Source organism: Streptomyces sp. RK62, from assembly GCF_018070255.1.
In the GTDB taxonomy this organism is placed as follows: Bacteria; Actinomycetota; Actinomycetes; order Streptomycetales; family Streptomycetaceae; genus Streptomyces; species Streptomyces nigra.
This window is the reverse complement of the sequence record NZ_JAGPYD010000002.1, coordinates 497,406-510,860: the sequence shown is the minus strand read 5'-3', so window position 1 is coordinate 510,860 and position 13,455 is coordinate 497,406. Positions and strand designations below refer to the sequence as shown.

The 13,455-nt window shown below is 71.1% G+C and carries 16 protein-coding genes; 1 reads left to right on the top strand and 15 read right to left on the bottom strand.

The annotated features are described in order from the left end of the window. Position 1: 1 nt before the first annotated feature. The 14 genes from KBY32_RS06075 to proS form a co-directional block, all read right to left on the bottom strand. The gene (locus tag KBY32_RS06075; protein WP_210979118.1) at positions 2 to 364 is read right to left on the bottom strand and encodes a YraN family protein; all 363 of its coding nucleotides are present in this window, start codon (positions 362 to 364) and stop codon (positions 2 to 4) included. A 163-nt stretch (positions 365 to 527) separates the two neighbouring features. Further along, a complete protein-coding gene (locus KBY32_RS06070; protein ID WP_003993268.1) occupies positions 528 to 836 on the bottom strand; it encodes a DUF2469 domain-containing protein in 309 nt (102 codons plus the stop codon). A 56-nt stretch (positions 837 to 892) separates the two neighbouring features. After that, complete coding sequence (locus KBY32_RS06065; protein WP_374224908.1) at positions 893 to 1,441, bottom strand: NUDIX hydrolase; 549 nt, start codon at positions 1,439 to 1,441, stop codon at positions 893 to 895. After that, entirely contained in the window at positions 1,431 to 2,204 is a 774-nt protein-coding gene (lepB, locus tag KBY32_RS06060; protein WP_055623282.1) for a signal peptidase I, read from the bottom strand. Before lepB (KBY32_RS06060) ends, KBY32_RS06065 begins: the two co-directional genes overlap by 11 nt. Positions 2,205 to 2,389: 185 nt before the next feature. After that, positions 2,390 to 3,292, bottom strand: coding sequence for a signal peptidase I (gene lepB, locus KBY32_RS06055; protein ID WP_055623283.1), 903 nt, complete (start codon positions 3,290 to 3,292; stop codon positions 2,390 to 2,392). Next, positions 3,225 to 4,334 carry a signal peptidase I gene (lepB, locus tag KBY32_RS06050; RefSeq protein ID WP_210979117.1) on the bottom strand — a complete coding sequence of 370 codons (1,110 nt, stop codon included), beginning with the start codon at positions 4,332 to 4,334 and terminating at the stop codon, positions 3,225 to 3,227. The genes lepB (KBY32_RS06055) and lepB (KBY32_RS06050) overlap by 68 nt, the downstream gene beginning before the upstream one ends. Then, positions 4,327 to 5,043 (bottom strand): signal peptidase I, encoded by a 717-nt coding sequence (gene lepB, locus KBY32_RS06045; protein WP_210979116.1) that lies wholly within the window; start codon positions 5,041 to 5,043, stop codon positions 4,327 to 4,329. The genes lepB (KBY32_RS06050) and lepB (KBY32_RS06045) overlap by 8 nt, the downstream gene beginning before the upstream one ends. Before the next feature lie 60 nt (positions 5,044 to 5,103). After that, positions 5,104 to 5,454 carry a 50S ribosomal protein L19 gene (gene rplS, locus KBY32_RS06040; protein ID WP_004924850.1) on the bottom strand — a complete coding sequence of 117 codons (351 nt, stop codon included), beginning with the start codon at positions 5,452 to 5,454 and terminating at the stop codon, positions 5,104 to 5,106. Positions 5,455 to 5,589: 135 nt separating this feature from the next. Next, the gene (gene trmD / locus KBY32_RS06035; protein ID WP_210979115.1) at positions 5,590 to 6,423 is read right to left on the bottom strand and encodes a tRNA (guanosine(37)-N1)-methyltransferase TrmD; all 834 of its coding nucleotides are present in this window, start codon (positions 6,421 to 6,423) and stop codon (positions 5,590 to 5,592) included. Beyond that, positions 6,423 to 6,974, bottom strand: a complete 552-nt coding sequence (gene rimM / locus KBY32_RS06030; RefSeq protein WP_115507948.1) for a ribosome maturation factor RimM — start codon at positions 6,972 to 6,974, stop codon at positions 6,423 to 6,425. Before rimM ends, trmD begins: the two co-directional genes overlap by 1 nt. 84 nt (positions 6,975 to 7,058) lie before the next feature. Further along, positions 7,059 to 7,298, bottom strand: coding sequence for an RNA-binding protein (locus KBY32_RS06025; RefSeq protein ID WP_003973401.1), 240 nt, complete (start codon positions 7,296 to 7,298; stop codon positions 7,059 to 7,061). A gap of 2 nt (positions 7,299 to 7,300) precedes the next feature. After that, positions 7,301 to 7,720 (bottom strand): 30S ribosomal protein S16, encoded by a 420-nt coding sequence (rpsP, locus tag KBY32_RS06020; protein WP_055623288.1) that lies wholly within the window; start codon positions 7,718 to 7,720, stop codon positions 7,301 to 7,303. A gap of 386 nt (positions 7,721 to 8,106) precedes the next feature. After that, positions 8,107 to 8,703, bottom strand: a complete 597-nt coding sequence (locus tag KBY32_RS06015; RefSeq protein WP_055623289.1) for a hypothetical protein — start codon at positions 8,701 to 8,703, stop codon at positions 8,107 to 8,109. Positions 8,704 to 8,963: 260 nt separating this feature from the next. Further along, positions 8,964 to 10,379: a proline--tRNA ligase gene (gene proS / locus KBY32_RS06010; protein ID WP_115507947.1), complete on the bottom strand. Its 1,416-nt coding sequence runs from the start codon at positions 10,377 to 10,379 to the stop codon at positions 8,964 to 8,966. A 198-nt stretch (positions 10,380 to 10,577) separates the two neighbouring features. Here proS and KBY32_RS06005 point away from each other — a divergent pair, with 198 nt between their 5' ends. Further along, positions 10,578 to 11,432, top strand: a complete 855-nt coding sequence (locus KBY32_RS06005) for a class I SAM-dependent methyltransferase (RefSeq protein ID WP_210979114.1) — start codon at positions 10,578 to 10,580, stop codon at positions 11,430 to 11,432. An 18-nt stretch (positions 11,433 to 11,450) separates the two neighbouring features. Here KBY32_RS06005 and ftsH read toward each other — a convergent pair whose 3' ends face one another. After that, positions 11,451 to 13,388: an ATP-dependent zinc metalloprotease FtsH gene (ftsH, locus tag KBY32_RS06000; protein WP_210979113.1), complete on the bottom strand. Its 1,938-nt coding sequence runs from the start codon at positions 13,386 to 13,388 to the stop codon at positions 11,451 to 11,453. Between the last annotated feature and the right edge of the window lie 67 nt (positions 13,389 to 13,455).

The window sequence follows — 13,455 nt, the reverse complement described above, 5'->3', positions numbered from 1 at the left end:
GTCAGGCCACCCCTCGCACGTGCTCGACGACGGGGGCGCCGCGGTCGGGCAGGACGATGCCGACGAGGTCGATGCGGACGCCTCCGGGTGGGGCTCCGCCGTGTGCGTGGATCCAGCGTTCGGCGAGGCCGCGCAGGCGCCGGGCCTTGTCTGGGCCTACGGCGGCCATGGGGTGTTCGAAGCCGCAGGCCCTGCGGGTCTTCACCTCGCAGACGACGAGTACGTCGCCGTCGCGGGCGACGATGTCGATCTCTCCGGTCCTGCCGCTGCGCCAGTTGCGTCCGATGACGGTCATTCCGGCTTCGGTCAGCCGCCTTGCGGCGAGGTCCTCGCCGTACTTGCCGAGTGCGTTGCGTGCGTTCATGTCGGCACCACCTCCGGCGCCAACGATGAACCTGCTTCACCGAGCTATTGGATCTTGGTGGACGACTGTCGGGCTGTGGACAACTCCGTCACCCGTGCGGGTGCACTCTGCCGGCCGGGCAGAAGCACCCGGGCGACTGAGCCCGCCTGGACGCGCGTCGACGTCACCCGCTCGGCAGCTCGAGGTCACTCTTGTTCAGCTCCTCGATGTTCACGTCCTTGAACGTCAGCACGCGGACCTGCTTCACGAACCGGGCCGGCCGGTACATGTCCCAGACCCAGGCGTCCGCCATGGACACCTCGAAGAACACCTCGCCCTGGACCGAGTGCACCTGCATCTCGTAGTCGTTGGTCAGGTAGAAGCGCCGCTCGGTCTCGATCACGTACTTGAACAGACCGACGACATCGCGGTACTCCCGATAGAGCTTCAGCTCCATCTCGGTCTCGTACTTCTCGAGGTCCTCGGCGCTCATGGCATGTTCCCCTTCAGCCGTGCGATCCCCCCATTGTGCGCCAGTCCCGTCGGCCCCTAGACAATTTCGGTGTCGAGGGTCACGGGCCCGGCCGGGGGACCTTCGTCGAGCAGCCTGCGCAGCAGCTCGGCGAGTCTGGTCGGATACACCGTCTCATGTGCCCGGGTGAGTTCCCGACACGTCCACCAGCGTGCTCCGGCGACGCTGCGCCGCTCCAGCTCGGTGAGGGCCAGTGCCTTGATCGCCGTCTGGGCCGTACGGGCCAGGTAGTACCACTCGTCCTGGTCCCAGCGGCGGCCCGCGAACGGGAACGAGCACCGGCGCCGCCACAGCACGGGGCCGAGGTCGACGTCCGTGATGCCGGTCTCCTCCGCGAGTTCCCGCAGTGCGGCCTCTTCGCGCGTCTCGTCGCCCTCGACTCCCCCGCCGGGGGTGAACCACCAGTCGTCGGCGGGGTCCTCCGGCTCATGGCCGTGGAGCAGCAGGATGCGGTCCTCGGGGTCGAGCAGCACGACCCGCGCCACCCTGCGGACCCCGGCCTCGTCCCCAGCCCCGTCCCCGGCACCGGCCGCGTCCTCGTGCGGGCCGTCGGCCTCACCGGGCACGCGCGGGCTCCGCTCCTCCGCGCGAACGGCCGCCGAGCCGTGCGGCCACCGGTCCGTACGCCCCGCCGCCCAGGACGAGGACCGCCCCGGCGACGATCATGAGGCCCATGGTGCGCAGCGGTCCCTGCGCGGACAGCGGGCCGAGCTTCTCGAAGCCGGTGGCCTGCTCCAGCATGCCGTTCATGGGCCATACGACGGCTTCCACGCGGGCCGAGACGGCGCTGCGGGCGACCGTGCCGCGGGCGGCGTCGGTGAGGTGGGCGGTGGAGTCGAGGGAGCCGCTGCGCTCGTCGCCGAGGAGGAAGAGACGGCCCTCGGGGACCTTCACGCTCGGGAAGTCCTGGAGTTCGGCGAGGCCGTCGTCGGCCAGGTAGGGCTCGTCGATCTGCTTGCCGTTGACGGTGAGCTTGCCGTCGGTGCAGCAGGCGACGGTGTCGCCGCCGACGGCGACGACGCGCTTGACGACGGGGGCGTTGCTCACCCAGGTCTTGTCGGTGAAGACGACGACGTCACCGCGGTGGATGTCGCCGCTGCCGATGCGCTGGGCGAGGACGCGGGCGCCGGCGTCGATCGTGGGGGCCATCGAGCTGGTGGGGACGGTGTACGGCCGGTACACGATCGCTCCCCAGACGAAGCCGCCGAGGAACAGCGCCAGGCCCAGCGCCACGGCCAGCCCGGACAGCACCTGTCCGGTCCGGCCGCCCGCCGGGCCCTTGCTCGCGCCGGCACGCGGCGCCGTTCGTATCGTGCTCTCGCCACCCATGGACCCGCACCCTACCCGGCGGTACCGGCGCCGGGCAGCCCCTCAGGAACGCCCGGAGCGGCGGCCGGGCAAAGCTTTCCCCAGCTGCGGGTGCGAAACGGAACGACCGATGCCGCACTCCCCGCACGCGCCCTGAAGCGCCCACGCGAAGTACGGCACCACCCACCGGACAGGACGCCCCGTCCTCAGCGCGTCTCCGCCGCCTTCGCCCGCTGCCGCCGCCACAGCACCAGCGGCACCGCGCCCGCGAGCGCCAGGCTCGGCGGGGCGATGACCGGGGCTGCGGAGCGCGCGCTCAGGTCCTGGTCGAAGGTGTCCGGAACCGGCAGGTTGTCCCAGCGGCTGATGGGCCACGCGATGACGACGGCGCGGCCGACGACCTTGTCGACGGGGACCATGCCGTGGTTCTTGTCGGACTGGTTGTAGCGCGAGTCCCGGGAGTTCTGCCGGTGGTCGCCCATCACCCAGATGAAGCCCTGGGGGATCTTCACCTTGAACTGGCCGCCCTGGTCGTCCTGGCTGCACGGGGTGTTGCCGGGGTAGACGTAGGGCTCGTTCAGCGCCTTGCCGTTGACCGTGAGCGGGCCGGTGCCCTTGCACTCGACGGTGTCGCCGCCGACGCCGATCACCCGCTTGATCAGGTCCTTCTCCTCGGAGGACGGCATCAGGCCGATCCAGCTGAGGAAGGTCTGCAGGGCGTTCGGGTCGGGGGCGGGCTGGCCCGCGAGCCACTGGTCCGGGTCGTGGAAGACGACGACCTCGCCGCGCTCCGGCTCGGAGCCGAACCAGGGGGTGAGCTTGTCGACGAGGACGCGGTCACCCTGCTGGAGGGTGTTCTGCATCGAGTCGGAGGGGATCGAGAACGCCTGTACCAGGAACGTCTTGATGAGCAGCGCGAGGACGAGCGCGATCCCGATCAGGATCGGCAGCTCCTTCCAGAAGGAACGCTGCTTCTTCGCGGGGGCGGCCCCGCCCGACCCCTGGCCGCCGGTCGGGGGCTCTCCGCCCGACCGTCCGCCGTCATTGCCGGATCCGGGTCCATCCCCGGAGGTCACGGCGCCGTCCGCGGCAGGGTCGGCTGCGCCCACGGGACGTCCGCGGTGCTCCTCGCCGTCGTGCCCGGACCGTGCGCCAACCGCCACATCCCCCACGCCAACTCCTTACTCTGTGCCGCTGCCTGCCCCATGCGCGGCGCAGGCCCACCACTCCCATAACGAGCGGGAGTTCCGCAGGGCTCGGGAGCTGGAGCGTTCCGTTCGATTCGTCGGAGGCAACCCTATGCGACGGCGAGAGGGACACGGTCGACCCCGGGCCCGAGTCGGCCACGGAGGCGTAGGTGTTCGGCTCGTCGAGGCTGGTCCAGTGCCCGAGGGGCCAGGCGATCCACTTGGCGCGTCCGACGACCTCGTCCTCGGAGACGGTGCCGCCGTACTTCTGGTCCTGGTGGACGCGGGAGTCCGCGGAGTTGGACCGGTGGTCGCCCATGACCCAGAGCCGGCCCTGGGGGACGGTGATGTCGAACTGGATCTTGGAGGGGGCGTTGCCCGGGTACAGGTAGTCCTCGTTCAGAGGGACGCCGTTGACGGTGACGCGGCCCTGTGCGTCGCAGCATTTGACGCGGTCGCCGCCGACGCCGACGACCCGCTTGATCAGGTCTTTCTCGTCGTCGGAGGGCAGCAGGCCGATGAAGGTGAGGGCTTGTTTGACCTGCTTGACGACAACAGGGTCCTCCTTCTTCACGGTCGTCTGCTCGCCCTTGAGCCAGCCGCCGGGGTCCTTGAAGACCACGACGTCGCCGCGTTCGGGTTTGTTGCCGAACCAGGGGGTGAGCTTGTCGACGAGGACGCGGTCGCCGATCTGGATCGTCTGCTCCATGGAGCCGGACGGGATCACGAAGGCCTGGACGAGGAAGGTCTTCAGGACGAGCGCTATCAGGACGGCGACGCCGACGAGGAGGGGTATCTCCTTGATCGCGGAGCGCCTGCGGCGGCGTTTGACCTTGCGCTGGAGTTTGCGGCGCTCGGCGCGGCTGCGGCCACCCGTGGGGCCGGAGGCACGCCGGGAGCCGGTGGGAAGCAGGTTGTCGGCGGCGCTGCTGGGGATGCCGCGCGGCTTGCCGCGGTTACCCATGGGCGCCGTCCGGGGCGGGCACGCGCGCGTAGGCGTCCGGACGGTGCAGTCGGGTCCAGTGGCCGGCGGGCCAGACGACGGCGTCGGCGCGGCCGATGACGGCGTCGACGGGAATCATGCCGCCGCCGGGTGAGCCCAGGTGGTCGCGGGAGTCGCTGGAGGCGCTGCGGTGGTCGCCGAGGACGAAGAGCCGGCCGTCGGGGACGACCACATCGAACCGTACGGAGGACGGGCGGTCGCCGGGGTACAGGAAGGCCGACTCGTCGACCGGGCGCCCGTTCACCTGGATCCTCCCCTCCTTGTCGCAGCAGACCACATGGTCTCCCCCCACACCCACAACGCGTTTGATGTAGTCGGCGTGCCCGAAGTTCCCGGTTCCGTCGAACACGACGACATCGCCGCGCCGCGGCCCGGCATCGAAACGGTACGCCAACTTATTTACGAGGACGCGGTCGCCGATCCTCAATGCGGGCTCCATGGATCCGCTGGGAATCTCGAACGGCCGTGCGGCGAACATGGTGAGCAGCAGGGTGCACACCAGGACCAGCAGCAGCGTCAGGCTGTAGCGGCCGCCGGGGACGCGGGCGGTGATCCCGGTGGCGAACGCGAAGCGCGACCGGTCCTCCCGAGCCTCCGGTTCCGGGGTGTCCCCGGTGCCGGAAGGGCGGGAGGAGCGGTCGCGCTCCGTGTGCTGTGCTTCGGTGTCCATCGAGGCCAGATGCTATCCGGCCGCGCCGCGGACCCCTCGGGGGCGAGCCCCCGGAAGCGCTCAGTTCTCGCGCTTCTCCTTGATCTTCGCGGCCTTGCCGCGCAGCTCGCGCAGGTAGTACAGCTTGGCGCGACGCACGTCACCGCGGGTGACGAGCTCGATCTTCTCGACGATCGGGGTGTGCACCGGGAAGGTGCGCTCGACGCCGACGGAGAAGGAGACCTTGCGGACCGTGAAGGTCTCGCGCACGCCGGCACCCTGGCGGCGGATCACGACGCCCTTGAACTGCTGCACACGGGAGCGGTTGCCCTCGATGACGCGCACGTGGACGTTGACGGTGTCGCCGGGGCGGAACGCCGGGACGTCGCTGCGCAGCGACGCGGAGTCGACGGAGTCGAGCAGGTGAGACATTTCGTCTGCTTTCTTCGCTGATGCCACAGGTCATCAACGGAACTAGATGTTCGATGAGAGTGTGCTGTGCCCGTCGGGGCGGGCGTCGTGTCCCCCTGTGGCAGGGGCGCACGCCGGACGGCGCACAACAGCGGCCTATTCTTCCACGGCCTCGGTCCTGCGCCAAAATCGGCCGAACCGCGCGCCCTCCGGGTCGGGCATCCAGCCCAGGATGGAGAGCATCTCGCGGTCCTTCTTGTCGAACGCGGCGGGCTCGCAGCGTTCGATCAGATCGGGACGGTTGGCCGTGGTGCGCCGCAGCGCCTCGTCGCGGCGCCAGCGGGCGATCTTCCCGTGGTGGCCGCTGAGCAGCACCTCCGGGATGTCCCGGCCGCGCCACTCGGGCGGCTTGGTGTACACGGGACCTTCGAGCAGGCTCGCCATGGCACCGGGCGCGAAGGAGTCGTCGCGGTGCGACTCGGCGTTGCCGAGGACGCCGGGCAGCAGGCGGGCCACGGCCTCGGTGATGACGAGGACGGCCGCCTCGCCGCCGGCGAGGACGTAGTCGCCGATGGACACCTCGTGGACGGGCATCCGGGTGGCGTACTCGTCGATGACACGGCGGTCGATGCCCTCGTAGCGGGCCGGGGTGAAGATCAGCCAGGGCCGCTCGGACAGTTCGACGGCGAGTTCCTGGGTGAAGGGGCGTCCGCTGGGAGTGGGGACGATCAGGGTGGGCCGGCCCGCGCCGCCCTCGTAGCCGTCGGCGAGGACGGAGTCCAGCGCGTCGCCCCAGGGCTCGGTCTTCATGACCATGCCGGGGCCGCCGCCGTACGGGGTGTCGTCGACGGTGTTGTGGCGGTCGTAGGTCCACTGGCGCAGGTCGTGGACCTGGACGTTCAGCTGCCCGCGCGCACGTGCCTTGCCGACGAGGGAGACGTTCAGCGGGTCGAGGTACTCGGGGAAGATCGTGACGACGTCGAGCCGCATCAGCTCTCGGCCTCCGCGTCGCGGGTGGAGGCGATCTCGGCGCGGTCGTCGATGAGGCCGGGCGGCGGGGTGATGACGGCCCGCTGCTCCTCCAGGTCGATCTCGGAGACGATCTCGGAGACGAACGGGATCATGACCTCGCTGCCGTCGGGCCGCTCCACGATGAAGAGGTCCTGGGTGGGCAGGTGCGAGATCTCGGTGATACGGCCGACCTCGGTGCCGTCGGCGGTGACCACGTCCAGGTCCATGAGCTGGTGGTCGTAGTACTCGTCCTCCTCCTCGGGCAGCTCGTCGGGGTCGACGTCGGCGATGAGGAGGGTGTTGCGCAGGGCTTCGGCGCCGGTGCGGTCGCGTACGCCCTCGAAGCGCAGCAGGAGGCGTCCGCTGTGGACGCGGCCGCTCTCGATGGTGAGGGGTCCCGTGGAGGCGGGATCGGTGGCGAGCACGGCCCCGGGCGCGAGCCGCAGCTCCGGCTCGTCGGTGCGTACCTCGACGGTGACCTCGCCCTTGATGCCGTGGGCCCGGCCGATCCGTCCGACTACCAGCTGCACGTCTTCACTGTCTCCTGTCCTTACGACTACGGGCCGGGGACGGCCAGTGGCCCTCCCCGGCCCGAGCCGGTGCTGTGTTCGGCGTCAGCGGACGTGGTCCACGTCGACGAGGTCGACACGGACACCGCGGCCGCCGATGGCGCCCACGACGGTGCGCAGAGCGCGTGCGGTGCGGCCGTTGCGGCCGATCACCTTCCCGAGGTCGTCGGGGTGGACCCGGACCTCCAGCACACGCCCGCGGCGCAGGTTGCGCGAGGCGACCTGCACATCGTCAGGGTTGTCGACGATGCCCTTCACGAGGTGCTCGAGAGCCTCCTCGAGCATGCTCAGGCCTCGGCCGACTCGGACTCGGCCGGGGCCTCGTCCTTCTTCTCCGCCTTCTTCTTCTGGGTGATCGCCTCACCCTTGCCCTCGTCGTCGCCGCCGAGGGCCTCGAACGACGGGCGCGCCTTCTTCGGCTCGGCGGTCAGCAGCGGAGCCGGGGCGGGCTCGCCCTTGAACTTCTGCCAGTCGCCGGTCTTCTTCAGGATGGCGAGGACGGGCTCGGTCGGCTGCGCGCCGACACCCAGCCAGTACGCCACGCGCTCGGCGTCCACCTCGATGACCGACGGGTTGTAGGTCGGGTGGTACTTGCCGATCTCCTCGATCGCACGGCCGTCACGACGGGTGCGGGAGTCGGCGACGACGATGCGGTAGTGAGGCGAACGGATCTTGCCCAGACGCTTCAGCTTGATCTTGACTGCCACTGGAGTGGGTTCTCCTGGATTTGACGTGGTTGGGCACGGCAGGACTGCCGCGTGGGGTTGCGGTACCCGAGTGCCCGATGGACGCGTCAGCCGGAGGAGAGAGGGGTCCTGTGCGGCTGTCGAGTACAGCTAGCCATTGTGCCACACCCGGCGGGTCGCTCCCTGCCGCGGGCGGACGGCAGCGCGCGGGCATGACGAAGGGGCACCCGGCGAACCGGGTGCCGGTGAGCATCGGCCACGACCGGCCCGACGCCGCGGGATGCCGCCCTCACCGGGCCGTGCCGCACCTCGGCGGTACGGCGGTCCGGGTCAGGACGGCACCCGCCTCGCTCCGCGTCCCTGACCGGCAGCCACGAGATGCCGGTGCCGGACGCCGCGCGAGTGCGTCACGCCGCTCCCATGACCTCCGGGATGCGGAACGGCTTGCCGCAGCCGCCGCACACGATCGGGGCCTGGGCGAGGACCGAGGGGACGACGCGGACGTTGCGGCCGCAGTCGCAGACCGCCTTGACGCGGACGCCGCCTCCGGAGGAGCCGTGCCGTGCGGCCGGGCCCCGGAAGGTCCTGCCGGTGTCGGAGGAGGTCGCCGCTGTATGGGCCTTGAGGGCCCGCTGGAGGCGCTCGATGGTCGGCCGGTAGCGGCGCTTGGCCTCGGGGTTGAGCGTGACCAGGGAGAAACCGCTGCTCGGGTGCGGCTCCTCGGGATGGTCCAGGCCCAGCTCCTCGGCGATGGTGAGGAATCTGCGGTTGTGGTAGCGGCCGGCCCGGGACGTGTCCCGGATGCCGCGGGCGGCGGCGATGCCGTGGACTGCCTCATGGAGCAGTCGCTCGAAGGAGAGTTCGTGACCGCACGCGGACGACGACTCCCCGATCAGGGACTCTGGCGCGGCGAGATCCGGCAGCTCGGGGTGGTACCGCTGAATGTCGGCCCACGCCTGTGCCAGCTCTGCGGCGAGAACAGGTGGTGTCTGTGTCGTGCTCACGTAATGACAACGAGCCGGGGTGCCGCTGTGTTCCGATTCCAGGGCATCCCAAATAATTTGCACGTACCCGTCAGTCGGGAATGATGCGCACCGACGAGGGCGGGTGCGCTGATCTGCGGAGAAAGGCTTACAGCTCGTACCAAGCCGGTGCGTAGCCTGACGTACGACCCGGCGCGTAGGCCGTGTCCAGACGCGGTCACCCCTGTGATGGGCGTGTGCGCAAGAGGCGTTTCGGTCGCTGTCGCTCCCCCGGCGTCATCTCAGTAAGCGCGCGCGACGACCGCGACGTTACCGGGTGCGTCCTCGGCGTCGGGCACCGACCCGTCCCCGGCGACCAGACACCGTACGGTCACCGCGTGCTCGGCGAGCCTGGCCTCCCCTTCCGGGCCGAGCGCGGCCCACGGCAGGCGTGCCCAGCCGCCGGCGGTCACCGCCTCCACGGCCTCGTCGGCGGTGGCCACGTCCGCCGTCCGGGAGGCGCGGCGCTCGCGGGACTGTGCGAGGAGCAGCGCCTGGTCCTCCTCGAGGAGTGCGGGCAGCCGGGCGGGGAGCGTGTCGAGGGCGACGGGCTCCTTGCCGCCGGGGATCCGCCGGGCCAGCATCGCGGTGCCGGCGGCCAGGTCACGGGGGCCGACCTCGACGCGGGCCGGGACGCCCTTGAGTTCCCAGTCGACCGCGCGGCGGCCGAAGGGGGTGTCCGTGCGGTCGTCGACATGGACGCGCAGACCCGCGGCGGCGAGCCGGTCGCCGGTCTCGCGGACCTTGGCCAGAACCTGTTCGTCGCCCTTGACCGCGATCACGACGACCTGGGTCTGCGCCAGCCGGGGCGGGACGCGCAGTCCGTCGTCGTCGCCGTGCATCATCACCAGCGCGCCGATCATGCGGGTGGTGGAGCCCCAGGAGGTCTGCCAGACGAGTTCCTGCCGGCCCTCCGGGGAGAGATAGCGCGTGTCGAACGCCTTGGCGAAGTTCTGGCCGAGTTCATGGCTGGTGGCCATCTGGAGGGCCTTGCCGTCGCCCATCATGCCTTCGAGGGTGAGGGTGTTGACGGCTCCGGCGAAGCGCTCCTTCGCGGTCTTGCGGCCGGGCAGGACGTCCATGGCGAGGACGTTCACCATGAAGTCCTCGTAGACGTCGCGGTGGATGCGCGCGGCGAAGGCGCGGGCCTCCTCGTAGGTGGCGTGCGCGGTGTGGCCCTCCTGCCAGAGGAACTCGGTCGTGCGCAGGAACAGACGCGGCCGCAGCTCCCAACGCACCACGTTGGCCCACTGGTTGATCAGCAGCGGCAGATCGCGGTAGCTCTGCACCCACTTCGCGAAGTACTCGTTGACGATCATCTCGGAGGTGGGCCGGACCACGGCGGGCTCCTCCAGCGGCTTGCCGCCGCCGTGGGTGACGACCGCGAGTTCGGGGGCGAACCCCTCGACGTGGTCGGCCTCGCGGGCCAGGGAGGACTGCGGGATCAGCACCGGGAAGTAGGCGTTCTGTGTGCCGGTGGCCTTGATGCGGGCGTCCATCTCGGCCTGCATGCGCTCCCACAGGCCGTACCCGTACGGGCGGATGACCATGGTGCCGCGCACCGGTCCGTTGTCGGCCAGCTCCGCCTTGGCGACCAGGTCCTGGTACCAGCGCGGGAAGTCGTCCGTCCGGGGCGTGAGTACGGGTGCCTTGGCCATGTCGGGATCGTACGGGCTTCGATTACCGGAATGTGAATTTTGGCCACGGACACGGGGAAGCCACAAGCAGGGCCCCGCAACCCCTGGACGCGGGGACGGGCGCGGAGTTACCTGGCATACGGGGGGAGCGCGAGCGCGTGCCACGGGGGCGACGGAAGCGGGCATGGCGACAACTCTCGGCGGATTGGGGCGCTTTACATGACACCTACGCTCGTGCGGCAGCATCTGCCTCGCGCGGGCCGGGCACCCCGCGTGGACCCGTGTGCACGCGCGCGTGACTGGTCCGAGATCCAGGAGCGGATGCTGGTCCCGCTCTACGAGGCGGTCTACGAGCGCTTGGAGGTGGGTCCCGGCAGCCGGCTGCTGGGCCTGGGCTGCGGCAGCGGACTCGCCCTGCTGATGGCAGCGTCCAGAGGCGCGGCCGTCACCGGCGTCGACGCGTCCGCCCCCGAGCGGCTGGCCCTGGCGCGGCAGCGGCTGCTCCCGGCGAACGGCGACGCGGGCGCGCGGAGCGGGACCCGGCTGGTCGACGCCCTCGGGGACGCGAGGGAGCCGGGTTCGTCCGCCTTCACGGTCGTGACGGCCTTCGAGCCGATCGGGTGCCTGGCGGGTGACGCGGAAGGGCTGGCGGGTCTGCTGGCGGCCGCGACTCCGCTCGCCGGGCGGGGCTCGCCGGTGGTGCTGGCCGGCTGGGGGCCGCCCGAGCGGTGTGCGACGACGTCGGTGCTGCGGGTCGCCACGAAGCTGGCGGATCCGCTGCGGAACGCGGGCAGTTGGCGTCCGGCGCTGCGGGACGACCTGGAGGAGGTCGCCCAGCGGGCAGGGCTGCGGATCGACGGTTCGGGGCGGGTGGCCTGCCCGTTCGGGTACGCGGACGTGGACAGCGCCGTACGGGGGCTGCTGTCGACGGGGCTGTTCGACGCGGCGGTCACGGCGACGGACCAGGTGCAGGTCGACAAGGAGCTGGCGGAGGCGCTGCATCCGCATCAGCGGCGGGACGGGACGGTGTGGATGCCGAACGTCTTCCGGTACCTCATCGCGCGCGTGCCGTGAGCTGTCGCGTGCCGTGAGCTAGGCGGTCTCGCTCTTGGCGAGGCGCGGGATGCCGGCGACCCGGTAGGCGTCGGCCTCCTCCAGGGTCTCCTGTTCCAGCAGTGCCGCCGCGAGGGCGTCCAGCCGGTCGCGGTGCTCGCGGAGCTTGCGGCGGGCCTCCTCGTAGCAGTCGTCGACGATGCGGCGCATCTCGGCGTCGATGACGTCCAGGGTGCGGGGGGCCGCGGAGAGCCCGTACGCCTGCTGGGCGTCGCTGGGCAGGGCGGACAGCCGGCCGACGGCCTCGCTCATGCCCCAGCGGGCGACCATGCCGCGGGCGATGGCGGTGACCTGTTCGAGGTCGTTCTCCGCGCCGGTGGTGACGACGCCGTAGACCTCCTCCTCGGCGGCCATGCCACCCAGGGCGCCGATGATGCGGCCGCGCAGATACTCCTCGGAGTGCGCGTACCGCTCCACCTCCGGGGTGGACATGGTGACGCCGAGGGCGCGGCCGCGCGGCACGATGGTGACCTTGCGGACCGGGTCGGCGCCGGGCTGGAGCATGCCGAGCAGGGCGTGGCCGCTCTCGTGGTAGGCGGTGCGCCGGCGGTCCTCCTCGGGCATGACGAGGGTGCGTTCGGCGCCGAGCTGGACCTTCTCCAGTGCCTCGGACAGGTCCGTGGCGGTGACCTGGGACTGGCCGCGTTTGACGGCGAGGAGGGCGCCCTCGTTGGCGAGGTTAGCCAGGTCGGCGCCGGTCATGCCGGGGGTGGTGCGGGCCAGCTGGGTGAGGTCGACGTCGTCGGCGAGCGGGATGTCACGGGTGTGGATGCGCAGGATGGCCTCGCGGCCGCGGCGGTCCGGCGGGGAGACGTTGACGACGCGGTCGAAGCGGCCGGGGCGGGTCAGGGCGGGGTCGAGGATGTCGGCGCGGTTGGTGGCCGCGATGACGATGACGCCCTCGGAACCGGTGAAGCCGTCCATCTCGGTGAGGATCTGGTTGAGGGTCTGCTCGCGTTCGTCGTGGCCGCTGACGGAGGCGCCGCCGCTGCGGACGCGGCCGATGGTGTCGATCTCGTCGATGAAGATGATCGACGGTGCCACTTTGCGGGCCTCGCCGAACAGTTCCCGGACGCGGGAGGCGCCGACGCCGACGATCATCTCGATGAACTCGGACGCGGAGGCGGAGAAGAAGGGCACGCCGGCCTCGCCGGCCACGGCCCGGGCGAGCAGGGTCTTGCCGGTGCCGGGCGAGCCCGCGAGGAGGACGCCACGGGGCATCTTGGCGCCCATCGCGCGGTAGGCGTCGGGGTGTTCCAGGAAGTCGACGACGTCGTCGAGTTCGCCCTTGACCTCGTCGATGCCGGCGACGTCGGCGAAGGTCGTGCGGTGCCGGCCGGGCAGCAGCTCGACCGGTTTGGGCGGCGGCTTGCGTCCGAACATGCCGCCGGCGCCGCCCCGGCCGGGGCCGAACCGCCGGGCGATGAAGATCCACACGGCGACGATGATGACGATCGGCGCGAGGGAGATCAGCAGGTTGGTGAGGGCGCCGCGCTCCTTGACGACCGGTTCCGCGGTCACGGTGACGCCCCGGCTGTTCAGCTCCTGCCAGAGGTCGTCCTCGGCGAACGCCGGGCGCTGGGTGCGGAACGTGGTGTAGTCGCCGTGGTCGCCGGGGGCGTCCCGGGCGCTCTTCAGCTCGCCCTGGATGGCGTCGCCCTTGGAGTAGATCTTCGAGACGTTGTCCGCCTGCACCTGGCGGCTGAACTCGGTGTACGAGATCGTCGGCTCGTCGCCCCGGTCGAGGTAGTTCAGGCCGATGTAGGCGAGCAGGAACACGACCACCGCGGTGACGGCCAGCCCCCACCAGCGGCCGCGCATCCGCCGCCCGCCGGACCGCCCGGGCGGCTCCTCCGGTGTGCCCTCGGTGCGCCACGGCTGGTCCGGAGCCTTCCGTCGTGGCGCGGAATCGCTCATATCTGGACGTTACGGCAGTCGCGGGGCCTCGGCATGCGCAAGGGCGCCCCTCCCGGAGGAGGGACGC